The organism is Marisediminicola antarctica (genome assembly GCF_009930795.1).
Taxonomy (GTDB): domain Bacteria; phylum Actinomycetota; class Actinomycetes; order Actinomycetales; family Microbacteriaceae; genus Marisediminicola; species Marisediminicola antarctica.
In genome coordinates, this window is record NZ_CP017146.1 from 2386187 (window position 1) to 2410232 (window position 24046).

Annotated in this window: 14 protein-coding genes; 7 read left to right on the forward strand and 7 right to left on the reverse strand. The window is 63.2% G+C overall.

Features of this window, described 5'->3' with window-relative positions:
• Nucleotides 1–4: 4 nt before the first annotated feature.
• A complete protein-coding gene (locus tag BHD05_RS11225; protein ID WP_161886506.1) occupies nucleotides 5–5377 on the reverse strand; it encodes a DEAD/DEAH box helicase in 5373 nt (1790 codons plus the stop codon).
• Nucleotides 5377–8418, reverse strand: coding sequence for a hypothetical protein (locus BHD05_RS11230; protein WP_161886507.1), 3042 nt, complete (start codon nucleotides 8416–8418; stop codon nucleotides 5377–5379). Before BHD05_RS11230 ends, BHD05_RS11225 begins: the two co-directional genes overlap by 1 nt.
• 948 nt (nucleotides 8419–9366) lie before the next feature.
• Here BHD05_RS11230 and BHD05_RS11235 point away from each other — a divergent pair.
• A complete protein-coding gene (locus tag BHD05_RS11235; protein ID WP_161886508.1) occupies nucleotides 9367–9657 on the forward strand; it encodes a hypothetical protein in 291 nt (96 codons plus the stop codon).
• A 167-nt stretch (nucleotides 9658–9824) separates the two neighbouring features.
• On the opposite strand, the gene BHD05_RS11240 is transcribed toward BHD05_RS11235, so the two are convergent.
• The 3 genes from BHD05_RS11240 to BHD05_RS11250 all read right to left on the reverse strand — a co-directional run bounded on the left by BHD05_RS11240 (nucleotide 9825) and on the right by BHD05_RS11250 (nucleotide 12063).
• Nucleotides 9825–10430 carry a hypothetical protein gene (locus BHD05_RS11240; protein WP_161886509.1) on the reverse strand — a complete coding sequence of 202 codons (606 nt, stop codon included), beginning with the start codon at nucleotides 10428–10430 and terminating at the stop codon, nucleotides 9825–9827.
• A gap of 131 nt (nucleotides 10431–10561) precedes the next feature.
• Nucleotides 10562–11032: a hypothetical protein gene (locus BHD05_RS11245; RefSeq protein ID WP_161886510.1), complete on the reverse strand. Its 471-nt coding sequence runs from the start codon at nucleotides 11030–11032 to the stop codon at nucleotides 10562–10564.
• Between the two features lie 5 nt (nucleotides 11033–11037).
• Nucleotides 11038–12063, reverse strand: a complete 1026-nt coding sequence (locus tag BHD05_RS11250; protein WP_161886511.1) for a TM2 domain-containing protein — start codon at nucleotides 12061–12063, stop codon at nucleotides 11038–11040.
• A 204-nt stretch (nucleotides 12064–12267) separates the two neighbouring features.
• Between BHD05_RS11250 and BHD05_RS11255 the strand changes: the two genes are divergently transcribed.
• The 4 genes from BHD05_RS11255 to BHD05_RS11270 all read left to right on the forward strand — a co-directional run bounded on the left by BHD05_RS11255 (nucleotide 12268) and on the right by BHD05_RS11270 (nucleotide 20351).
• A complete protein-coding gene (locus tag BHD05_RS11255; protein WP_161886512.1) occupies nucleotides 12268–14325 on the forward strand; it encodes a hypothetical protein in 2058 nt (685 codons plus the stop codon).
• Nucleotides 14325–15950 carry a class I SAM-dependent DNA methyltransferase gene (locus tag BHD05_RS11260; RefSeq protein WP_161886513.1) on the forward strand — a complete coding sequence of 542 codons (1626 nt, stop codon included), beginning with the start codon at nucleotides 14325–14327 and terminating at the stop codon, nucleotides 15948–15950. The genes BHD05_RS11255 and BHD05_RS11260 overlap by 1 nt, the downstream gene beginning before the upstream one ends.
• 112 nt (nucleotides 15951–16062) lie before the next feature.
• The gene (locus BHD05_RS11265) at nucleotides 16063–17169 is read left to right on the forward strand and encodes a restriction endonuclease subunit S (RefSeq protein ID WP_236966513.1); all 1107 of its coding nucleotides are present in this window, start codon (nucleotides 16063–16065) and stop codon (nucleotides 17167–17169) included.
• A complete protein-coding gene (locus BHD05_RS11270; RefSeq protein ID WP_161886515.1) occupies nucleotides 17169–20351 on the forward strand; it encodes a type I restriction endonuclease subunit R in 3183 nt (1060 codons plus the stop codon). The genes BHD05_RS11265 and BHD05_RS11270 overlap by 1 nt, the downstream gene beginning before the upstream one ends.
• On the opposite strand, the gene BHD05_RS11275 is transcribed toward BHD05_RS11270, so the two are convergent.
• Entirely contained in the window at nucleotides 20348–20755 is a 408-nt protein-coding gene (locus BHD05_RS11275) for a DUF732 domain-containing protein (protein ID WP_161886516.1), read from the reverse strand. The two genes, BHD05_RS11270 and BHD05_RS11275, sit on opposite strands and share 4 nt — an antisense overlap.
• Before the next feature lie 1002 nt (nucleotides 20756–21757).
• Between BHD05_RS11275 and BHD05_RS11280 the strand changes: the two genes are divergently transcribed.
• Both BHD05_RS11280 and BHD05_RS11285 read left to right on the forward strand, forming a co-directional pair.
• Nucleotides 21758–22009, forward strand: coding sequence for a hypothetical protein (locus tag BHD05_RS11280; RefSeq protein ID WP_161886517.1), 252 nt, complete (start codon nucleotides 21758–21760; stop codon nucleotides 22007–22009).
• 73 nt (nucleotides 22010–22082) lie between these two features.
• Entirely contained in the window at nucleotides 22083–22502 is a 420-nt protein-coding gene (locus BHD05_RS11285) for a hypothetical protein (protein WP_161886518.1), read from the forward strand.
• Nucleotides 22503–22557: 55 nt separating this feature from the next.
• Here the strand turns inward: BHD05_RS11285 and BHD05_RS11290 are convergent, their stop codons facing one another.
• Nucleotides 22558–23709: a hypothetical protein gene (locus BHD05_RS11290; protein WP_161886519.1), complete on the reverse strand. Its 1152-nt coding sequence runs from the start codon at nucleotides 23707–23709 to the stop codon at nucleotides 22558–22560.
• Nucleotides 23710–24046 lie beyond the last annotated feature (337 nt).

Here is a 24046-nt window from a genome sequence, read left to right on the forward strand (position 1 = left end):
TCAGCTAGTTGCGGATGGACGTCGCGGCCTCTTGCAGAACCCTCAGCGGTCGTCGGTCGATTTCGAAGAAATCGGTCCAGGTGACCGCAGCGCCGGGGAAACCCGCGCGCGCTTCCGCCAAAGCGGTCACCTGTTGACGGGAGTAGTTCTCCTCATTGCGCCACCAAAGCGGGTGTCCGATAAGGATGAGCGCTTTGCCGCCCAGGAGGCTAATGATTGGCACCTGACCCTGTGCTTCAATCACCGTAATTTGTCCGGGCGCGACTTGATTAAGAGAGTCCACGAGCTTGCTAGTGCGACCGAACCAGCGCGCCAGCGACAAGGGATTGCCTGAAGCAAGATCCAGCATGTCGAGAGCGAGCCGCCAGTCGAGGGCGCCGTGCAAGGTTTGGTTATCCCACGCGCGAAGGCAGTCAGGGCAGGAGGTCGTGCAGGACTTGTGCTCGTCGACGCTGTACTGAGCTGTCAGTCGTTCCCTCGTCACGGAGAGCAACTCGGCGAACACCTCCGGCCGGGCAAGCTCGACGGCGTAGCCGGCGCCATTGTCGATTGCGTCGGCGACAAAGACCTTCGCTCCACTATGTCCATGCAAACGGGTTGGCTGTAAACCGGTTTGGAGCTCTTGTGGATCGATATCCAGCAACATCTGTGAGGAGCGTCTCAGCACCTCCGCAAAGGACCAGAATGCAGAGTAACCGGCTGGCATCGCGTTTCCGTCCAAGGGGATGAAGCCCGCGACATTGTCAGCCCGCGCTAGGTCGACCGTTAGGGCATCAGTGACGCGCACCTCGCCGATTGCGGCGATATCGACTGGTATCCCGGTAGAGGGGCGACCTTTCCAGTTCCCAGAGTAGAGGTCGTCGTCAACGGCAATCACGCTTTGATCACTCAGCCGCTTCAGGTTGAAAAGATTGCCGGCGTTGTCGTTGTACTGGACGAGCTTGCTCTGCTCGAAAAGGTCGATGTCGACTGCGCAGACCTGTGCACTGAATCTTGGGTCGCCCACCGGGGCAAAGGTTGGAGCGCTCTTTCCCTGTCTGCGGATGTAGTCGCTCCGGAATGGTCGTGCTGCGTATGTTGTGCGAAAACCCAACGGTTCATACATTGGAAATGTTCGGAAGGCGTCCCCGCAAACGTTGCACGGCGTTGATTTGGCTTCGTCGATGAATGTTGAGCCGCATCCGCTGCATGTAGAAATCACCACGGCGGCGCCGAGCGGATTCACGGATCGTCTCGAGGCGCCGATGCCTTCATAGGCTGCAAATCCGGCTGACTGATGGACCATCCCGTCGCGGACGACCTCGGCGCCGGGGGCATAACTGGTAATCGCCATCCCTAGAGCTCTGTCGGAAACGACTCCTTCGTCTGGCCGAGTTCCCCGCGTGATGGGACGGTCGTATAGCTGACGGACCCGAGTCGGAAATCCGAACATGGGCAAGACTCCTGCATATGCTAGGCGCGTGCTGAGCTCTCTGGAATGAACGAGGTCAGGTTTGGCGAGGAGGGAGTCGATTTCGATCACGAGCTCGAGGCGCATCCATGCAATGAGCTTCGACGCTGCATCGTCTTCGATTCCTGTGAAGACAGTCAGTCGTCCTACAACCTCTGCCACTTGTGGGGAACTGCTCAACCAGTTCGATACGCCGATGCGGTGTGAAGGCCATTCGCTAACTTGTCCGAATGTGCCGTGGATGCTTTCTCGTGTCCAGGCCGGTGGATGCGGGAGACTGCCGAACGCACGGCGAAGGAGTTCGGCATTGATCACTCGGCGGACGATTCGTTCGCGCGCGAGGTCGAGACGGGGCTGGGGTGGCGCCTCACCAGTGATGCGTTCGGCATTCTGGAAGTAGTACTCGTCGTGTGCGGTGTCGCGGCAGGTGGTTATGGCGAAAGAGAAAGGCTGTCCTGCACGGCCGGCTCGTCCAACCCTCTGCTGATAGTTGAATCGTTGCGGCGGCATGTTCGCCATCATGGTGGAAGTCAGGGAGCCGATATCGACGCCGACCTCCATCGTCGTGGTGACGCTGAGGACATCAAGCTGGTTGGTGAGTGAGTTTTCGACGGGATTGGGTAGCTGCACGCCGCGGAACCAACGCTGTCGCTTGCGCTGCTCTGTGAGGGGTTTTGTCTGAGCGGTAAGTTCTGCGACTGCCACACGGCGTGGAGGTTGCCCGCTGAGCCACTCGTAGTAGTCGTCGGTATCGACGGTTCGCTCAACCTTGATCAACGTTGTGCCGCGGCAGCCGCTGTTTGCGCATACCCCGGCAGACTCGTGGAGGTGACGGAAGCTGCAAACGGAGCATTCGAAGTAAGCGTCGCCGCCAGGTATGAGGTCCAGGTGACCGGTGGCATCGTGAATGCGGAGTATCCAGCCGCGCGCGACAGTCGTGTAAAGCGTTTCGAACAGCCACGCCGTGAGAGTGTTTTCGTCGACGGAGTGTGCGGTCGCAACGGCTTTGAGGTAGTCAGAAACGGGTCTCGGTAGGGTAGCCGAGTCGGCAGCGTAATCCGATCCTTCCACGAGGTCGGCGAGTCCGAGGATGCGGATGCAGCTTGCAATGAACTGGACGCCCAGCGTCTCGCCGAGTGGCCCCTCGGAGATACTGGAAGACGGTGGACAAATCCATGCCAGGCCAGTGGATTCGAAATCGCGTCGCTCGCCATCGAAGACAGCTTCCGCAAGTTCGCGATTCAGGAGCCCGTTGAAGAAAGCGAGTGCACCGGCCGATGAGGCGGCACCAGCCTTGTTCCAGAGCCCAGACGTGGGCGGTGTGAAGTACTCGTACCAGGGTCGGCCGTCATACACCAGTGCTTCCGGGGTGGTTCCCGCAGGGCTGATTCCGAGTCCAGTCAGGACCACCGAGATCTGGTCGCGCAGTTCGATCCATTCGAGGCGGGCGTCCAATGCGTCGGCGCGCGTTGCGTCAATAAGAGTTCGGTCTTCAAGCGTTTCAGTGCCTGCATCGCTGCGGAAAATCGCGCCCGCTAAAAGCGGGTGCTTCTGCATGATGTCGCTCGCTCGCTGGCGCGATGCCGCCGAAAGCTCTCCGGCATTGGTTAGGAGTGCGAAAACAAGGCGAAGGGGATCTGTCGTCGTCGCCGACTTAACTGCGCGGCGGGCCGTTTGGCGGATCAGGTCCCTGTACTGGCGCACATTCATCGAAGCTGCGGTGCGGGCAGCGGTGTCGCGATTGTCGGTGAACACGATCGTGCGGTAATCCGCCGGTTTGGCGCCGAGTGACCGCGGAAGTTGTGTCATGAATATCTGCGTGGCCTGCTGCGCACCAGTGGAGTGAGCGGAGATTGTGGTGCGAACTTCTCCCGACAGGAATGCTGCGGCCTTCTGCCTGCCGGCGCCGGCCGTCTGTCCACATGCTGGGCAACGGCTCGGGAGTGCTGGCGTTCGTCCAAGAAGCTCCGCTCGCCCGGAGACTTCAAGACACCACCCGGTAGGACTGGGGACAAACCCTCCAAACAAGAGTCGCCCGCTCGTTTCTAGCGTCGCGGGTACCCATGAGTTAGTTATGCCCGCATGCGTCCACGTCTCGGAGCGCAATGGCGGCACACCTGCGCTTGCCGGCCAGAACCATCGATAGTCCTGGCGTGTCCGCCGGGCGACCTGTGGCGAGCTTGCCGACGGAATGCTCACCGGGGTCGCGCTCAAGACCTCCTGACCGCCGGGCAGGCGGAGCACGTATCCGCCGAGGCTTGCGTCGCCACACTCGTCGCAATACAAGAGTTCGAGCACACGTGCACCGCACCAGGCGCAGATCGATGAAGGGGTCGACGAGACGCGACCGAATCCGCGGGTGGACTCCTCGGCGGTCAATCCAGAGCATGCCGGGCTGCAACAGGCCCAGAGTCCGGGAAGCGATCGAGCGAAGATGTGACCGCGAAGGGGAAAACCCGAAGACGATGCTTCTGCTCCAGCGATTCGGTCGAGCACAACCTCAAGCGCAGAGCCATCGTCGGGTTCATCGAAGATGCGGGCGCTGATGTCTTTCGAAAATGTCGCGCGAAAGTTGCGCGTGGCTCCCATGCGAGGGTCGGCACATGCGGCGGCGACGGCTTCCGCCAACTGCGCGGGATCGTCACCGAAAGAGTCGGTCGCTCCCTCGGCAAGCACGCGCCGCCGGTTCAGGACCGCCTGTGGAGTTGGAAGGCGGGGGCTGCCCGACGTGATCATGAACGAGTCACCGCTCACTCCGAAGAACTGCTCGAGGTACGCCCTGCTTGCTTCTCCCGCGCCAAGGGATGCGCTTGCGGCAATTATTCTTAATTGCGGAGAATCCGAGGCAAGCCCTAACCGGTCGAGTAGTCGCCTAACTATCAGTGCAATCTCGCTTCCGGACGACCCCCGGTAGCTATGCAACTCGTCGACTGCAAGGGTGAAGACGTTTGATGGATCGGCGGCAAGCCATCCACGGGTTTGGGAGAACATCGGACTTTCAAAATCACGCATCAGGATGGCGTTCAGCATTGAGTAGTTCGTCACGATGACGTCGGGGGGATCGGCAACCATGTCCCAACGCACCAACATTTCATGCCGAAGGGGATCAGAAAAAAGCGCCAAATCCCCGGTCGCAAGTTGGGCGTCCTTTGCGAGTTGGTTGTACTCGCTTTCGAAGGCTCGGAGGTCAGCAGCGACATCAGCCACCCGTCCCGCGGCGGATGCCCTTGTGGGCAGCTGATTGTTACCGAGCGTGGCGCCCGTGTACCGGCCGAACCAGAAGTTGGATTCCGGGCGCCTTTCCGAGATACGCCGAAAGGCAAGGCGAAGCCGCGACACCTGGTCCTCGACAAGCGCGTTGGTCGGATAGAGGATCATCGCGCGAAGGGCAGATTGCCGCAGTTGGTTTCCACGCAGGGGCTGCCACTTGGGCGAGCCAAAACTCTGCCACCACGGCTGCGGAGCCGGCTCCCGCTGCCACCTCATCGACTCTGCAACGAGTCGCGTCATGATCGGGAGGAGGAAGGCTTCCGTCTTCCCGGAGCCAGTACCTGAGGTGACTACGACATTGTGAGGCAATGAACCGTCTGCATTAAGCGAGTGTCTCAGTGCGTCGGCCTGATGCTGGCGCAGCATCACCGGTGAACCGGGGACCCCGAACTGACCGAAAAGGGCTTGCCCGACGATCCCCGCGGCGTCGGAATCAATCCCGGAGTCATCCGCAACATCCGCGAGATTCACGGAAGCCGGGTAGGGGAGAACTGGTTCAATCAGGACGTCTCCGAATAACCGCCCGGATTGTTCGAGGATCCTCCGCCGTTCACTCTGAAGGGCTCGGTCTTTCAACCGGTAATTAGTGTCGATGTATCGCAGGTACGCGTTCTTCAGATCGCGCTGCAGGGATATCGGTTGCGGTGTCGGTTCCATTAGACCAATCTCGCCATCAGGGCATGTGCGAAGATCTCGTCGATTTCGGTGTAGACGAGCGAAAAAGTTGATGCATCTCTCAGAGGCAGTTCGCCACTACATAAGACCGCCGCGCGCTCGTAGAGCCCCGGAAGGTTGGCGCCGCTCGGGACTCGAAGCTGCTGGCTTGCGGCGTTATAGGCCACCAGAGGCGCGCCCGAGATCTGCGCCGCCAAGTGTTTGGCGAGGTCAAAAGGTACGCGCGCCACCGTGCCGTTTTCTACGTCATCCGCCGTCCTGTATAGGTACGTGGAGTTGTAGGCACTCTTCGTTCGGTAAGCCCCCGGTCGGGCGATGTTGCGGACGGGCAGCCAACTGGCCGAGCCGGTTGAGAAGTACTCCGCATGCGAGGTGAACTCCGCGTCGACTCTCGGCAGTGCGGCTGCGACCTCTGACAGCGTTGGGAGGATGAGAAGCATGCTGCGGCCTGCCGCCCGAGCGATCTCGACATCGACGTCGGCGGACTCAGCCAGAAGAGCCAGAGGGTCGACTCCGGCGACAAGCGGAAGGTGCGCGCTGTCTGGCTCGACGACTAGCGCTTCGCCGCCGAGCTCGCGCGCAGCGCGATACAGGTTCTGAACGGTTTCGCGAGGCCAGGCGCCCGTGACGAGGAGGCTCGTGTCTTCAAGCTCGGCTAGGCATGTGGATGCGATCTCGAACCGTTGCACCCGGAATTCGTCGTCCCGGTAGGTCTCGATCACTCCCAGTGACTCGAGGCTGCGCACGAGATGGTGCTCGAAAGCTGCCGTGTCTTCTATCTGACGCGCGAGTGCACGCAGGTCCGCGGCCGATCCCGTGCCGAGATAGATAAGTGCGTCTACGACCGCCGCCCAGGCTTGCGTCTGAGGCTGCGCCGGAGTGAGGTTCGCGACCGATATTCGCTCGACGGCGCCATCCTCAGCCTTCCGCTTCTGCAGCTCCTTGTCCCAGGACTGGGCTGGCGACCGTTTGGTGACACCGCACTGCGAGCAGGACCCAAAGAGCCACCGACCTTCAGGTTTACCCGAAAAGGTTGGTAGCCGTATCTTGTGCGCGCCCGTAACGATGCAACTGTCCGAAGGTGGCGAGTCGATCCGCACCGTAGATTGACTCGGTCTCGGCGTGACCTGGCGTCGCCAGGATGTCGAAGGCGCCGGTGCGAGCCCTGAAAGGTTCAGAACTGAGCCAACCGAAAAAGCACCGTCCACGACAATCGATCCCTCGCCGCTGACTGCGCGCACCGGCCATAGCGGGTCGCTGTCACGGTGGGCGAGGTGCTCTATCTTGTTCCAAGAGTACTGATCCAAGCTATCTGACGAGCGCAGCCGCAGCGTCTGAGTCTGTAGCCGCTTGTCTCCCATATAGAGGGTGACTACATAGTCGCCTGTCGGCAGCTTGAAGGGCGCAATATCGACAAGGAATGGTGCGTGTTGAGGAGTGGCCAACTCGATCTCGATCGCTTCATCGCCCTCGATGTCGCGTGGTGTGCACGTCACGCGAAGTTGCCGCGCCTCGTCGGATGCAACAGCCAGTTGCGGCTGGTCCACTGCACTCCACCTGGCGATTCGCCCCGGCAGCCGAAGGCCCCCGGTTAGCGCCATCTGAGTGCTCAACCGCGGGACGAGCACATCAAGCTGTTGGTTTGACACCAGATTGGGACTTGGTGCCTTCAGAATCTGAACTTCCGAGAAAAGAATCCACCCATCGGGAACGCCAGCCGCCGCGTCACGCTGGCGGTAACCCGGACGAGCCACTTCAGTAAGTATCCGAGTTACCAATGGCGGAAGGATCCCGTCGTCGCGAACGAGGATTGCCGACGGATCGCCGACCAGGATCCGCTCGGTCTCGATGTAGGCGTTTGCGAACGCATCCTTCACAAGCGGAACAACATTTCGCGGAAACCTCTGGAACGTCACATCGTCATCTGTCACCACCGAGAGAACTCCTGAGAGTATCGATTGTGGGTCTAAGTTCGCCGATTGTGCAGATACGCCACACAATGCGTTTCCCAATCCATTTACGGTTAGGCGGATTGGCCCGTCCGAGGTCGTGATTGTCACTTGACCGGACGAGACTGCCGCTGCTGGGACGACGAACGCCACATCAAGGGTTGCCCCAAACAGGTCGTGGCGTTCAGATACCGCAAGGGAGCAGCGCGGCGTTCGGCGGACAGAGCTCTTTGTATTGCCCGAATTGACCTCCCGTCCATAACCGTCCCACGCGTCGAACTCGCCAATCGCGATCTCAACTATCCGGGCTCGCGAATCTGGATTCGCCCACAGCTGTCGCATCGAGGCGGACGCCGGGGAAGGTGACTCGGAGATCCATTGGCCAAGGGAGATCTCCATGTCCGTCTGAGATATCCCCGTGCCCGCAGGCAAAGCCATGTCCGAGAACATGCTTTTCAGTTGACGACGCTCGGTTTCGCGAATCAAGGCCTGAGAAATGGGGAGTCCTACGTATCGCAGGTTCAACGCGTAGGCACTCGGAAGGCCCCGATTTCCGTCCAGCGCCTCTAGCCAGATTCTCAAGGCATCCCAGTAGGCCTCAGACGATTGTCGAAATGACTCCTTGAACCGGTTCGAGTCCTGTGACGGAACATTCAACAGGTTCAAGAGCCTTGCGTAGTATGCACTGTCATGTATCTGTGTCACTTTGCTGTCACCCATGGTCTCTGCGGCCGCGGTGAACGTTGTGAGCAGGGCAACGACGGGTGGGGCAGGGAGATCTGTGCCTGCACGTTGTGCCGCCCGCAGTCTGGCGCGCCAAACACTTAGGCGATTGTCGAATTCGTGGAACACGCGGTGCCCTCCGCCACCGAGAAATAGGAGCGATCGGACGGCAGCAATCATTTGCTCTGTAAGACCCATGGGGCTTAGGTCGAGGCTCGAAGCTGCCTTTCCGAAACAGGCGTCGTCCATGTCCAGATAGACCGGTAGCCCTGCGTGTTCGGCGGCAAAGAAGTTTTCGGTTAAGGCGTCGTCGATCGCTTGGTAGCTAGCCCATGACCCAAGAAGCTTCATTCTTCAGCGTCTGGTGGTCGGGTGCTCCCTGACAGTCCGATGCGGTGTGGCACGCAATCGCTGGCAGATTGCGAGTAACGCGACATCGTGTCTCCTGGTTGGCAATTTCAGTAGTCGGGAACAAGTTGACCCTGACGACCCCAACGTTGACGTGTCAATCATTCACTATTCGTAATCATTTGTGTATCCCTCGTTTTGGGGGTTTCGTCTATGAATCGCAGGGCTGTTTCAATGGGGCTTGAACTGGACGGTCCGCGCTCACTGGGCCTTCTCGTCATCTTTCGTCGCGTTCCTCGGCTTTCGGGTACCGACGAAGCGCGCGCTCGGCGATTCTGCGAAAGTCGTCGAGGCGATCGGGCAGATCCAGCTCGGACGGCTTTTGTGCCTAGGCCGATCGCGACCAAGCAAGCGCTCCTGTCTGGCAAGCGTTCCCGGCGCGAGACGCTTGCGTCTCTGGCCGACTGGCCCCGTTCAGCGCCGTGCTCCTGCGGCGGCGCTCGCCCGACGCCGGTGGTTCGCCCTACGATCGGGGTGCGTGGCCGGACGCTTGATACGGGAGCGAAAATGGGCCCGAGCAAGCGATATGCCGAGCGAGTTGATCGCCAGATAGGGGAGCGCGCCACATTCGCGGGCGCGCGCCGACATCGTTGGCCGACGCTGAGTTGGAGCTGGACTTGCTCCCGCTCACGAAGACCCCGAAGTCGCACGAGGTGCGCGCTTGGGTGCGTTACGGCGGGGTGGCCGTCAAAGTGAGCGCACGAGCGGTGGCTTGGACTCCACGTGCGGTCGCTCTCGAATGGGAAAATTCGTCCGGCGGTTCGAACAGACCGATTGGGGTGTGGGGGAGGTAGCGCAGAAACTCGATGCGATCAATAACTTATGGGATCTGTGCGCGCGAACATTCGCCTCGGAATCGGGCGAAGTGGCTCCACCTTTAAGGTGCGCCGCTTGTCTGCAGGATCACCTCTCGATCTGCTCGCCATCGTTGAGCAGTACGGGAATGGTTTGCTCGGCGTTGGTGGAACGGCCGCGCTCCTCATCTACGTTCTCAAGAATCCGGACAATCTTGCTGGAGCGATCCCAAGGGCCATTGCGGCGTGGCGCGGCGGTTGGGCAGATGCTGACGACGCAAGACCTCGTCAACTGGTCGCCCGATCTGCCCGAAAGCGCTTCGAGGCGGAGGCGGGCGACATCCTCAGAGCCATCGACGCGAAACCCAGCCAAACGGCACTTTCCTGAAAGGACACCCGCAGCCTGAAGATGTTCACGACGAGTTGGCCGCAGCCATCGAATCTGGTGCGATTCCGACGAACGAATCGGCGCTTGATGAGACGCCCGGCATTGAATCCTAGGCTTCGACCGGACCCAATTCACTGGAATAGAGGATTGGGTCCCTGCATCTGGCGCTATCCGATCTTCGCCCAGTCACCACAGCTGCTGGACTGGAAATCTTGCCCGCCGCTTACCGAGACCGTCAGGACCCCGATGCCGCCGAGGTCGTTCTCGACAATGTCGTCGTAGTTCGTGCCTGACTTCGTGATCTTCCAGTAGCACCGCCCGCTCGTAGAGGTCGTCTGGTAGGTGCCCGCCTCCATGCTCACGCCGACGGTGTAGTACGTACCGTCCTTCAGAGTCGTTGCCTGGATACGAGTCTCCTTTGCCGTAATGGCTTCCTCTCGACCCGTGACAGCCAGTTCGCGCTCGGCCACGGACTCCTCCAGCGCGGCGACGTCGTCGGACGCGTTCTTGAAGACATTGCGCGCCTGGGTCATCTCATCGAGGTCACGTTCCAGCGAGGCCGAGTTTGATTGCAGGGTTTCGATGCGACCTTCTGCGGTCGTCTGTGACTTGTTGGCAGCGAAAAGGGCTTCGCTGAGATCCGAGGCGGTGACCCCAAAGGCCACCCAACCTGTCACCGCCGCCGCTGACGCGACAAGGAGTGCCACGGCCGTTTTGCTCATCTTGCGTCGCGGCTTCGAGGAGCTGGCGGAGGTGTTGGCAGCTGCAGGCACTGCCGGATCCCCGGTTACGGGAGGCGTGCTGGGTGCGGGTGACTCAGGCATGATTTTCTCCAAAGAATGAGGCTGATACTGGGACAAGCGGGCGGCCCGGGTGGGGCACCCTGTCTGAACGGAGTGGGTGACTACTCGACCGTGAGAATCACGTCGAGCCCGTTGTCGGGGTGGTACGACCAGAACGCGCTAACGTCGTCCCAGTCCCCGGTCTGTCGGCGATCCAGCGACCTCGTCTCGCCCATCAGGGCGGTCACGCGGTCGGGGACCTCAAGATCCTCCAGCACACAGAGGATCTCGGCGAAGGAAAGCGTGCCGGTGTCGTCCTCACCCTCGCCCTCGCCCTCCATGTCGAGGGTGAGGGTCGTGCCCTCGTCGCCGAGGCGCGCGTCGGCGTTGCCTTCCAGCTCGCAGGCGCTGACTGCGGCTTCGAGTTGTGACGGCTGACTCGTGGCAAAGGCGATGCCGGCGACGATAGTCAGGAGGCCAACCGCTAGAGGCACACCGAGCTTCACGCCTCGGGGGAGCTTGGCGAGGAAGGTCTGGCGCGTCGCGGGCTCGGCTGCGGCCTCCGGCGCGCCGTTGGTCTGTTCGTCAGTCATGTGGGCTACTTCGCTTCCAGCGTCCAGGGCGCGTCGGCGGTCACGGTCAGCACCGAGGGGCCGGCCGTGAGCGGCACGGTGCCGGAGTAGGTTCCGATCTCGTTGATGAGCAGACCGAAGTTGAAGTCGTCGCTGGTCTGCTGGAAGACGACGAAGTTGCTCGAACCGGAGTAGCTGGCCGTCAGCTGGCCGGCCGGACCCTCGTAGAAGTAGACGCTGTCGCCGGTGCCGGATGCCGCAAGCGGGGCGGCAGTCGAGATGGGGGACATGGTGATCGTCCACGGGGCATCAGCGGCGACCTGCAGGGTGACGCCCTCGCTGAACGACTGGAATCCGTACACGGTCGTTCCCGTGTAGGCGCCGATGGTGTTGACCAGAAGCTCCCCGGTGGATTCGTTGGCTGCGTTCAGCACGCTGATCGAGAAGTTGCCGCCGCCGTCGTATTGCGCGGTGACAAGCCCTGCCGTCGCGCCGGCGGGGAGGGTGATGAGGCTGTCGCCTGTCCCGATCTCGGTGACCGCGTCGAAGGTGCCGTAGGTGTCGACGGCCCACTGCTGCACGGTTGCGGAGTCTGCCTCCGGCTCTTCCGGGGCGGCTGGCGCCGTGTCGGTGGCGGTCTCGGTGTCTTCGGATGCTGCCGGGGCGGCGGGTACGGCGGGGGCGGCGGTGTTCGAGCTCGCGCCGGCGGTGACGCCCGAGATCACGAGCGACAGCACGATCGCTGCCGCGGTGACGATCCACGCGATCTTCTTGTGCTGAGCGAACTCGGCGAGGGGGAGTCCCTGCTTGTCGCGGGCAGAGCCGCTGAGCACGATGATGAGGTCGACCAGGTACCAGATGCCGAATCCCGAGAAGGTGACGAGCTTCAGCAATCCGGTGCCGACCTTGCCGAGGTAGAAGCGGTCGACTCCGAAGAACCCGAGAAGCAATGCGAAGAGCCAGGTGAGGACGAAGGACCTGCTCGAAATCTGCGTCTCAGGCGGCGCGGAATCGGACTTGTTTTCGGTCGTGACGGCGTTGCTGTCGGACATGATTGTCTCCTGCTGTTTAGTGGGTGAAGGGGCATCGGCGCCACGGTGTGCGTGCGCTTCGCCAAAGCTAAACGCGCCGTGACTAGTAAACCGTGAAGTCGTTGATAAGCCGGGTTATCAGCGATTCTTTGCAGCAGTATCAACAATTGCCGTAGTCTCACTTTTGGCGCACAACCGGTCCGGGCGGTGTCAGAGAGGAGCGCGATGTCTACGGCAACGCCGCTCGTCTTGACCATGACCGAAATTGCCGCCCTCGCCCAAGTGCACCGGCCGGTGGTGTCCACATGGCGAGCGCGGTCGGCCACGTCAGAGCACCCGTTTCCGGGCCCGATCTCGCAGCGGGGCTCGCAGCTGCTCTTCGACGCGGGCGACGTCTCGCGCTGGCTCACCGACACCGGGCACGGCAACAACGCCTCCGCTGATCGCGATGCTGCCGCCCACGCCGCGATCCCAAGCTCGGCGTCGTTCGACGCCATCACGGCCCTGCTCACCCTCCGCGTCGCGACCGGGCGATCGCTCTCGGGGCTCTCGGATGCCGAACTCATCGACCACGCCGACGCCGCCGACCCCGACGACGCGATGCTGTTCCGCGAGGTCGAGGCGACTCCGAACCTTGGCACCGTGGCTCGCTACGTCGACGAACTCGTGGACGCCGCCTACGGCGAGGCACCCGCCTTCGAACGGATTCTCTCGACTCACCGCCAGAAGCGCGCCGACGGAACACCGGCTCCGGTGCTCAACGCCGACGGCATCCATCTCGTCGCCGGCGTCGCCAAGGGCCTCGCGTTGACCTCCACCCACGACGACAGTACGGAGAGGCTCGCGGAACTTGTCGACTCGACCGGCACAGCCACCGACGTGACCGTGGAGATCGCCAGAGACGAGCGGTTCGAGGACATCGTCGCGAGCCTCGACGGAACGACCGGGACGGACGCCCACGCGCTCCGACGCATCCGGCGCCGGCTTGCGGTGCACAAGATCACCACACGCGACCAGAGACCCGACAGCGACGCACGCCAATTGCACCTCGCAATCTTGGGGTCGTCCACACCGGCGGCCGCAGTCGACGCGGTCGGCATCCTCTCAGCCATCGATGAAATTGCCGTGCAGCTCGATCATTCGCAGCTCGCCCTGATCGTCGGCCCGTCGGCCGTGCTCAGCGACGCGGACCTCGATCGCACTGCTGACGAGGTCAGGTCGGGGGTGCTGCGATCGGGGCAGCTTCGCGCCATCATCCGCCTTCCCGCGGGGTTTCGGGCAGGGATGCCACGGCAGTCCCTCACCCTTTGGGTGATGGGGCCGGCCCACCCCGATGTCGAGCTCGCCGACCGGTGGACGATGATCGCCGACCTGTCGACCGCCCGCCGCGACCCGTCGTTCGACACCGACCTGATCAGCGACGTCGTCGCGTCTCTCGGGACCCATTCGACCGTGCGCGCCCACGCCTTCCGGTTTGCGCGCCTCGCGTTCACCCGCCAGCTCCTCGCCCGAGGTGGATCACTCGTCCAGACGCCGACGAGCGGTGCAGCAACCCGCTCGAATCAGTCCGCCGTTGAGGATTCGCTCCGCGCCGAGACGCTGATGACGGAGTTGGGCCTTCCCAACGTTTCCGTGGCACCAGCGCCGCCTGAGGTGCACTCGGCCAGGCCCCGGCTCGCGACCATCGGGCAGCGACTCGACTCGCGGCAGCTGTGCTACATCGCCGGCAACCGCCTGACCGCAGAGCTCGTCGAATCGACGCCCGCGGCGAGCGGCCGTGTGCGGGTCATCGGCCCCGACGAGGTGCTCGGCGACAGGATCGTCGGTAGCCGGTCGGTCGATCGCCTGCAGTTTTCGAGCGAGCTACCATCTGGTCGCCTGACCGAGCCGGGGGATGTCGTCTTCTGCACGGCCCCGAGCCCCGCCGCGATCGTCGACCGCGAGGGGCTGTCCGTGGTGCAGTACCCAGCGCGGATCCTCCGCATCCGTCCCGACGGCGACGACGAACTGCTGCCCGACGTGCTCGCTGCAGACGTGAATGCACGATCAGCATCGGACACCACGTGGCGTGCTTGGCCGTCCCGCGGCGTGGATCCGCGTCAACGCGCCACGCTCTCGGCCACCCTCGACTCGCTGCGCGACGAGCGTGCCGCCATCTCCCTCCACCTTGCCCGACTCGATGAGCTCGAATCCGTGCTCGTCGACGGCGTCGCGCACTCCCGCCTCACCCTGTCGGCGCCGCACGTGGCAGACACCTCCGACCCCTCGAAAGGACACCCCTAATGCCGCCGAAGACCAAGGTCGCCCCGACCCCCTCGACCATGAAGGAGCTGAAAGACACCCTCTGGAAGGCCGCCGACAAGCTCCGCGGATCGATGGATGCCTCCCAGTACAAAGACGTGATCCTCGGGCTCGTGTTCCTGAAGTACGTGTCGGATGCCTTCGAGGAGCGCCGCGACCGCATCCGCACCGACCTTGTTGCCGACGGACTCGATGACGACCAGGTGGCGCAGCTCATCGACGACGTCGACGAGTACACCGGATCGGGCGTCTTCTGGGTACCGGAACCCGCAAGGTGGACCTACCTCGCCGAGAACGCGAAGGGACTGCCCGCGATAGGTGCGGAGCCGCCGAAGCAGATCGGCCAGCTGATTGATGAGGCTATGGGTGCCGTGATGGACGCCAACCCCGGTCTCGCCGCCACCCTGCCGAAGATCTACAACCGCGACAACATCGACCAGCGCAGGCTCGGCGAGCTGATGGACCTCTTCAACTCCGCCCGGTTCACCGGACAGGGTGCCGCCCGAGCCCGCGACCTGCTGGGGGAGGTGTACGAGTACTTCCTCGAGAAGTTCGCGGCAGCGGAAGGCAAGCGCGGAGGCGAGTTCTACACTCCGGCAGGAGTCGTGCGGGTATTGGTCGAGATGCTGCAGCCCACCCACGGCCGCGTCTACGACCCGTGTTGCGGGTCGGGCGGCATGTTCGTGCAGGCCGAGAAGTTCCTAGAGCACCACAACCGCGAGGGCAGCGACATCTCCGTGTACGGGCAGGAGCTTAACGAGCGCACCTGGCGCATGGCGAAGATGAACCTCGCCATCCACGGGCTGGGCAGCAACCTCGGCGGAGTATGGGGCGACACCTTCGCCCGCGATCTGCACCCCGAGCTGCAAGCGGACTACGTGATGGCCAACCCGCCCTTTAATATCAAGGACTGGGCGCGCAACGAAGCCGACGCCCGCTGGCGGTACGGGATACCGCCCACCGGCAACGCGAACTACGCGTGGATCCAGCACATCCTCTCCAAGCTCGCCCCTGGTGGTCAGGCCGGAGTCGTCATGTCGAACGGCTCGATGTCGTCGAACTCCGGCGGCGAAGGACAGATCCGCGCTGAGATCGTCGAAGCAGACCTAGTCTCGTGCATGGTCGCCCTGCCGACACAGTTGTTCCGCTCGACAGGCATCCCGGTGTGCGTGTGGTTCTTTGCGAAGGACAAGACCGCGGGCGAGGCTGGCACGGTCGACCGCACCGGTCAGGTGCTGTTCATCGACGCTCGTAACCTCGGCTTCATGATCGACCGGGCCGAGCGTGCTCTGACTGACGAGGACATCGCCCGTATCGCGAACACCTTCCACGCATGGCGGGGGACTCCGTCGGTGAATCCGGATGCTGTGATCCCCGCATACGAGGATGTCGCCGGTTTCGCATACTCCGCCACCCTGGCCGAGATCAAGGCGGCGGACTACACGCTCACCCCCGGTCGCTATGTGGGGGCCGCGGATGTCGAGGACGACGGCGAGCCCATCGAGAAGAAGCTCAGGCGGCTCACCGAGGAGCTCTTCGCCCAGTTCGGCGAGTCAGAGCGCCTCGCGCGGATCGTACGTCAACAATTGGGGCGGGTCGATGTCTGAGTTGATTGGGACGACACTGGGCGAGCTTGCGAAGAGTGGAGTACTGGTACTGGGGGACGGATATCGAACCCGGCAGGATCAGTTCTCAGCGTCGGGGTACCGCGTGCTCCGCGTGGCCGACATTGACAACGGTGCAGTTCACGCAACCGGGCCCGACTTTGTTCACGAGGACTTCGCGAGAGCGATCGGCGCGAAGTCGGGACAAACCGGCGACGTGCTTCTGACGACAAAAGGGACAGTCGGACGAGTTGCGATTCTTCCCGACATCGAGGACCGCATCGTTTACAGCCCTCAGCTCTGTTTCTTTCGTGTCATTCGCCGCGAATTACTCGAACCACGATTCTTGGCCTATTGGTTCAAGAGCGCCGGTTTCATTCTGCAGTCGTCGCACATGCAGAGCAACACTGACATGGCGCCTTACATCAGCCTTACTGATCTCAAGTCAGTCAGGATCGACTTGCCTACCCTGAAGCGTCAGAGGGCAATCGCGGAGGTGCTGGGCGCGCTTGACGACAAGATCGCCGCCAACGCCAAGCTGATCGACTTGCTGCTTGCGGTGGTGAACACGGAGTTTGTGAGGCGGTTTGGCGACCGTAGTCTCGAAGTCACGGTGGGGACTTTGGCCGAAGTCGTCGACTGCCTGCACTCGAAGAAGCCCGAGCGCATGCCGGATGGTGCCACGCTGATGCAGCTCAACAACATCCGCGATGACGGACTTGTTGACCGCACGTCGACCTACTGCGTCTCTGCCGAGGACTACGTGGAGTGGTCACGGCGTTTCGAGACGCGCGCATGGGACCTTGTCATCACGAACGTCGGGCGTGTCGGAGCGGTCGCGAGGATCCCCGACGGGTACGTAGCTGCGCTCGGTAGGAACATGACGGGCATCCGCCCCAAGGACGCCGCAGAGTCAGGTTCATTCATCAGCGCTGCGCTCCTGTCGCGTGCAGTTCGCCGCGAGATCGACCGGCGCACCGATCCTGGAAGTGTCATGAGTACGCTCAACGTCAGGAGTGTCCCGCTCCTGCGTCTGCAGGGCTCGTCTCCCTCCGAGCGCAACGCATTTCACGAGTTCGCCTCTCCGTTCTTCGAAAGCGCCGATGCCGCCCTCTCAGAAAACGCATCTTTGGCCGCGACCCGCGACGCACTCCTCCCACAACTCGTATCCGGGAAGGTCCGCGTCCGCGACGCGGAGCGCACGCTGAGCGAGGTGCTCTGATGGCCGGAATGTCTGAGGCGCAGTGGGAGCAGCTCACCCTCGACACGCTCGGTGAGCTGGGCTGGCGCACGACGACGGGCGAGCAGATCGCGCCCGGTTCCGGTCAGCGTGACTCGTGGGCTGATCCGCTCATTCGTCCGCGTCTGCTGGAGGCGATGCGTCGGCTGAACCCGGCGGTGCCCGCGCAGTACCTAAAGCAGGCGCTCACCGAGATCGCCAGCCCGGCATCCGCCGACGCGATAAGTGAGAACCGGCGCATTCACGACATCCTCGTCGACGGCTATCGACTGGGCTATGTCGACGCCGATGGGCAGGAGGTCAACGCCACCATTCGCGTGCTGAGCACGCAGCCGGAGGAGAACGACTGGCTCGCCGTCAACCAGGTCACCGTACGCGACCGAGAGCACACCCGCCGCTTCGACCTCGTGCTTTACGTCAATGGCATGCCTCTGAGCGTCATCGAGCTCAAAAAGGCGGGCTCCGAGCGGACCAGTGCTGCTGCGGCGCACGCACAGCTGGCAACGTACCTGCGCGAGTTCCCGACGGCGTTCCGATTCTGCACATTCACCCTCGCGAGCGACGGCACCGAGGACACCCTCTACGGCACGCCGTTCACGCCGCTGAACCACTTCGCGCCGTGGAACGTCGACGACGATGGTGTTCCCGTGGTGCGGGGCCGCGTCGAAGGCGGCGACGTCGTCACCGCACTGGAAGATGCCCTGTACGGGCTCTACAACCAGGAGCGCCTGCTGCAACTTGTGCGCAGCTTCACCGCGTTCGACGACGACGCCGGCGGATTCGTTAAGCGGATCGCGAAGCCGCACCAGTACTTCGCCGTGACCAAGGCGGTCGGCAGCACCGTGCAGGCCGTCGCATCCAACGGCAAGGCCGGTGTGGTCTGGCACACCCAGGGCTCCGGCAAGTCGATGGAGATGGAGCTCTACGCCAACCTCATCTCCCGGCACCCAAAGCTGCGCAATCCCACGATCGTGGTCATCACCGACCGCACCGAGCTCGACGGCCAGCTGTTCCAAGGATTCGACCGCAGCTTGCTGCTGCCGGAGAAGCCGAAGCAGGTGCGCCGGCGCAGCGAGCTCCGCGATGAGCTCAGCAACCGCGCCACGGGTGGCATCTACTTCAGCACGCTTCAGAAGTTTGGCCTCACCGACGCGGAGAAGGCATCGGGAACGGCGCATCCGCTTCTCTCCGACCGGCGCAACATCGTGGTGATCGTCGATGAGGCGCATCGCAGTCATTACGACGACCTGGACGGGTACGCCCGGCACCTGCGCGACGCGCTGCCCCACGCGACGCTGATCGCGTTCACCGGCACGCCCGTGTCGTTCGACGAACGGAACACGCGCGAGGTGTTCGGCGAATACATCGATATCTACGACCTCACTAGGGCTGTGGATGACGGCGCGACCGTGCCCGTGTTCTTCGAGCCCCGGCTCATCAAGGTGGCGCTCGCGGGGGATCTCACCGTGGACGATATCGATGCGGCCGCAGACGAGGCCACGCTCGGACTCGACGAGACCGAACGCACCCGGCTCGAGGCATCCGTCGCGGTTGTCAATGCGGTCTACGGAGCGCCCGAGCGCCTCGACGCCCTCGCCACCGACATCGTGACCCACTGGAACGACCGGCGGGATCTGATGCGCCCGTTCCTCGAGGTGCCCGGAAAGGCCATGATCGTCGGGGCCACCCGCGAGATCTGCGCGCGCCTCTACGACGCGATCATCACGCTCGAGCCGAGCTGGCACTTGGACGAGCTGAGCGGCGGACGCATCAAGGTGGTCTACTCGGGAACCCCGTCGGATGTGTCGCCGGTCGTGGAGCACGTGCGCCGGCCGTCGGACAACGAGGTCATCAAGAGCCGCCTGCGCGATCCCGACGACGAACTCGAACTCGTGATCGTCAAAGACATGATGCTCACCGGGTTCGATGCCCCGCCCCTGCACACCCTCTACCTCGACCGACCGCTCAAAGGTGCCCTGTTGATGCAGACTCTTGCGCGGGTCAACCGCACCTTCCGTGGCAAGGCCGACGGGCTGCTCGTCGCGTACGCGCCGCTTGTCGACAACCTCGCCAAGGCCCTCGCCGAGTACACGGTGCGCGACCAGGCCGAGAAGCCGGTCGGGCGGGACACCGGCGAAGCGGTTGACGTGACCAAGGAGCTCGTCGCCCGGATCCGCGTACTCCTTGAGGGCTACGACTGGAAGACCGTGCTGAACGCCGGGGGAGCAAAGGCCTACCTCAACGCCGCGACCGGTGCCACCAACTACCTTCGTGCGGTGGGACCGGCCAACGCGCCGGAACTCGGCGCAGAGACGCTCGCTGCGCAATACCGCAAGTTCTCGAGCCAACTCGCGCGGGCGTGGGCGCTGGCCTCCGGCGGCAAGAACCTTCCCGAGCTGCGTCCCGAAATCGCGTTCTTCGAGGAGGTGCGAGTGTGGATGGCAAAGTTCGACGCGCGCGACCGCCAGGCGCGTGGCGAGCCGATCCCGGACGAGGTGCAACGCCTGCTCGTCGCGCTCATCGACTCGGCGACGGATGCGCAGGACGTGGTCGACATCTACGCGGCGGCCGGGATGTCGCGTCCGTCGCTCGCGGACCTGACGCCCGGTTTCGTTCAGACGACCCAGGACGCGCCCAACCCTCAACTGGCGGTTGAAGCTTTGCGGGCGATGCTGCTCGAGGAGTCGGCGACGGCGGCGCGGAACAACGTCGTGCGGCAGCGAGCCTTCTCCGATCGCATCGGTGAGCTAATGACCAAGTACACGAACCAGCAGTTGACCTCCGCCGAGGTGATAGCGCAGCTCGTCGAGCTCGCCAAGGAGATCGCTGCCGAGGCATCCCGGGGGTCGTCGTTCACCCCACCGTTGAACACCGACGAGCTCGCGTTCTACGACGCGGTCACTCAGAACGAGTCGGCCGTCAAGGTGCAGGGGGAGAGCATCCTCGCTCAGATCGCCCGGGATCTCGTCGATGTTATGCGGCGCGATGTGCGGACCGACTGGACCGTGCGCGACGACGTGAGGGCCAAGCTGCGGGCCTCGATCAAGCGCCTGCTCGTGAAGAACGGCTATCCGCCGGACAAGCAGCCCGACGCCATCCGGCTCGTGATGGAGCAGATGGAGACGATGGCGCCGCGGTATGCGGATGATCGGAGCGCCGCCTAGAAGGCGGACAACCAGATCTCCATAGTGCTCGACCATTCCGGGCAGTAAGCGCCAGGGGCCATTGCGAACACCGCAAGCTCGTAGTCCTGAGCGAATCCCTGGACCATGTTCGCGGCATGGATCTCATCGAGCGTCGCGCCGGAATCAAGATCCTCGCATGCTCGCCTTCCCAAGCCGATCAAAACGTGATCCGAGACCCGTTCCGTGTCTGGGTTGAACGCGCGAACGAAGGCCAAAAGCATATTGTCTGCTTCCTCCGGCGTCAGCGTCACCTCTGATTCCGTTTGCGTCGGCGTCGGCTCTGAATCCGCTGGCGTCAGCGTGAGTGATAGTTCTGCGTTCGGTAGTCCCATGCACCCTGACATCGAGGTTATGAAGAGCGCCGCGAGCAGCAGAGCGCCCATAGGCCGAGGGAATTTGTGCATGCGTCACATATATCACGGGTGTGCTGTCCGTCGCTGGCGCACATTCGGGTAGATCGTTTCGAGCCCATCTGACATTTCTTGAAACTGGGCGTCAGCTGTACGTATGTTGGGAAAACGGATCGTCTCATTCTTGCCTAGCCGCGGATTATCCGACGCGCTCTCTCACGTGGCCCTCCAACACTCCTGGCAGCAAATCGAAGAGATGGAGCGGGATGCGCTGGCGCTATGGCTGCACACGGGCGACAGGATCGACGATTCTTACGAGACACTTACCGCACCACCCTCGCCGCGATCAAGGCGCGGCTGCAAGGCGAGCTGACTATCGTGCGGATGGGAGCGTTGCTATGAAGGGCGTCGCGCGGAGGCCAGCTACTCGTTCGGTGAAGTGATCTTGATATTGCCGCTAGTGCGGGCGTCGACGAGGCAGTCGGCGAGACGCAACGCGTCAGTTTCGGTTGACCGGGCACGAGCCGCAAGTCACAGGCGGAGGACGGCATGTCCATGCTCAGGGCCACAGCCTCCACGCTCGGCTCGTCCTGACATTCACCCAGCGAATCGACACGTTTGGATCGCTTGCAGTGCACACAGCGACAAATGCGCAGCTGCCGCGCATGACCTCTTTCGAGATCGCCTCTCTGCGGTCCGGAAGGGTGCGACATGTTCGAGGAGGCTCCTGCAGCCGATCTATGCGCGCGAGCATTCGCACTCTGGCGGACTGAGGGCGCAGCGGACGGGTCACTCGCGTATTGGGGGGCAGATCAGGCCCTATCAGGCGGACTAAATGCACCCGGCCCCGTCCCGTGGAAGCGCGCGACGAACTGGGCTGAAGCGCTCCGTCGGCATGAGGACTTCTGGCGCACTCACGGACGAAGCCCGCGGGAGAACACGCGGAACCGCAGCGCCCTTCCGTCGTCCGAGCGGCACGCCGGGGAGTGGGCCCGGCGCCAGCGCCGTTACGAGAGCAATCTAACCCGGTATCAGGTGATCCGTCTCGACATCTCTCCGTCGTTCCGCTGGGATCCGCACGAGGAGGCGTGGCAGTCGCGACTCGACGAGTGCATCCAGCACCGTATCGCCACCGGGCGAATCCCGTACCTCAACATCGCGGATGCCGCTGAGTTCGCTTTGGCCCGCTGGCTTGGCCGGCAGATGCGCCTGCTGCAGTACGGCGCTCAACCGGCCGCCCGGGCAGAGAGGCTGAGGGCGTTTTTGTCCGATTCGCCGACCCCGTGACATTGGCCGTCGGATCGGATGGCAATCGGAGGGGACGGCGCTAGCGTGGGCGGCGACAGACACGGAGTGAGTCATGGGTGGACGGCGGGACGGTGATGCCGGTGATGAGCCCGCCCGCAGGGATGACAAGCTCTGGGAGGAGCTGGTCGGTCCTTTCTACGACATCACCTCGATCTGCCGGTCGCTCGATGTCTCGCCGGAGGTCGCACGTCGGATGGTCGAGCGAGGCGAGCTCCTCGGACTGCCCCTTCGGGGCGGCGAGTTCATCTTTCCGTCGCGCCAGTTCGGTGTGCGCGTGGAGCTACCGCCGGGCTTGCCCGAGGTGCTTACCGCGATGCGCGCCAGCTTGGATCCGTGGGGAAGCGCCCTCTGGCTGTTTCAACCGTCACCGATCGAGTTCGACGGGCTTACGGCCGTGGAGATGATGCGTGCCGGACGGTTGGAATCCGTGCTCGCCATCGCGCAGGAACTCGGCAGGTTCTGGGACAGCTGAGAGCGCGCCAAATGGGGGCGGGCGCGACCTGTGCCCGCCCCCTGAGTTACGTCGGTTAGTGGGGAGCGGGCTGCTCGCTGCGGGCGGCAGCGGCGGCGATGGTGCGCAGGTTGGCGTCGGTCAGCACGATGGTGAGGGCCAGTTGCGCGGCGGCCAAGCCCTCGATGGTGGAAAGGGCCCCGGTCGCGTGCGTGAAATCGGTGCTCCGGTGGATGCGGGCGTTCAGGCGCTCTAGGGAGTACCCGGCGTGACCGCGCAGTGCTTCCCATTCCGGACTGTCGTAGGGGAGGACCCGCTGGGCATGCATGCTGCCCTTCGCCTCCAACGCTGAACCCACATCGGCGTCCGGGGCGGCCGGGAAGTATCGCTTGTCCGCGTGCACGACGCCGATGGGCAACCGGGTCAGGAGCGCGGCGCCCATGACGTTCTGCGCGGCGTCAGCCGACGCGGCGCTCGGAGGATTCACGGTGGCCCCGATTGCAAGTTGGAGCTTGCGGGGCGCGCCGTGCTTCTCTGAATTCATGACCAGTGCAATGCACGCGGACCATCCCCACTTCGGGCTCGAGCTCCTGCGCACCCTCGAGCGGCCGCGACGGCTCGGTGACGCGAGAAGCTTTTCACCGATGGCGAGAGAGATTGTGCCTTCGCGAAGGTTCTGAGGCTGCTCGCGGAAGGTCATCTGGAGGAAGGCGTTGGTGAATGTGTCGAGGCGCGCCTTCATGATCATTTCCCGTTCGGGGTCATGGGCGTCCAGCGCGGCCTGCGTCTCCGTGAAGGTGAAGGTGCGGCCGCGTTTCTGCGGGAAGGGATCCATGAGATCGAGCAACCGGTGATAGGCGTCGCCTATCCGGCTGTACCAGCATGCCGTCTCGAGGTCGGTGTTCGACTCCGGCGTCGGGAGGCACAGCAGTTCGCGGGACTCGGGCGCCAAGCGGTGTTGGATCAGGTCTGCCAGCGTCGTAATCGTGTGCGGGGAGCGTTCGCCCGCGAGCAGCACCAAGCCAACGAGGATGACACGGTCGGAGACCGTGCTGCGCTCATGGCCGACACGCTGGTGCGGGGTGCGCCAGCTGGCGAGGAGGTCGAGCGCCCCTGTCTGTGTGACGCGGTCGTTGGCCTGAGCGACCAGGTACGGGTTGATGATCCTGCCGTTGTCGGCGAGGGTCGCGGTGGAGGTGGGAATGTGGATGAGTCGGTTGTTTGTCATGCAGAGATATGTGTGCGGCGCATTTTCGCGATTCGATGCATTTCGGTCGAGAATCGTCATTTCGCGTCTCTCTCCTCAGGTAAAGCACTGATCAGAAGGGTACAAAAATCTTTCAAAGATTTCCGAACCTGGCAACGAACGGCTCGAGCGTCGCCGTCTGCGCCCACGCGGAGCCCTTGTTCACGGTAACTCGGAGGTCGCTGGCCATACCGCCGACTCATCGACATTCCCGTCGGCCGGCTGCGGCGGAGTGGGCAAACTCGAGTAGACCTGCACTTGTCGAGACACTCGACAGGGACCACGAGGGGGACGACGGTGGGACGTGTGATGATCACCG

Coding starts and splice junctions, on each gene's coding strand:
- BHD05_RS11225 (WP_161886506.1), bottom strand. CDS start 5,377: ATGGAACCGACACCGCAACCGATATCCCTGCAGCGCGATCTGAAGAAC.
- BHD05_RS11230 (WP_161886507.1), bottom strand. CDS start 8,418: ATGAAGCTTCTTGGGTCATGGGCTAGCTACCAAGCGATCGACGACGCC.
- BHD05_RS11245 (WP_161886510.1), bottom strand. CDS start 11,032: ATGACTGACGAACAGACCAACGGCGCGCCGGAGGCCGCAGCCGAGCCC.
- BHD05_RS11250 (WP_161886511.1), bottom strand. CDS start 12,063: ATGTCCGACAGCAACGCCGTCACGACCGAAAACAAGTCCGATTCCGCG.
- BHD05_RS11255 (WP_161886512.1), top strand. CDS start 12,268: ATGTCTACGGCAACGCCGCTCGTCTTGACCATGACCGAAATTGCCGCC.
- BHD05_RS11260 (WP_161886513.1), top strand. CDS start 14,325: ATGCCGCCGAAGACCAAGGTCGCCCCGACCCCCTCGACCATGAAGGAG.
- BHD05_RS11270 (WP_161886515.1), top strand. CDS start 17,169: ATGGCCGGAATGTCTGAGGCGCAGTGGGAGCAGCTCACCCTCGACACG.
- BHD05_RS11275 (WP_161886516.1), bottom strand. CDS start 20,755: ATGGGCGCTCTGCTGCTCGCGGCGCTCTTCATAACCTCGATGTCAGGG.
- BHD05_RS11285 (WP_161886518.1), top strand. CDS start 22,083: ATGGGTGGACGGCGGGACGGTGATGCCGGTGATGAGCCCGCCCGCAGG.
- BHD05_RS11290 (WP_161886519.1), bottom strand. CDS start 23,709: ATGACAAACAACCGACTCATCCACATTCCCACCTCCACCGCGACCCTC.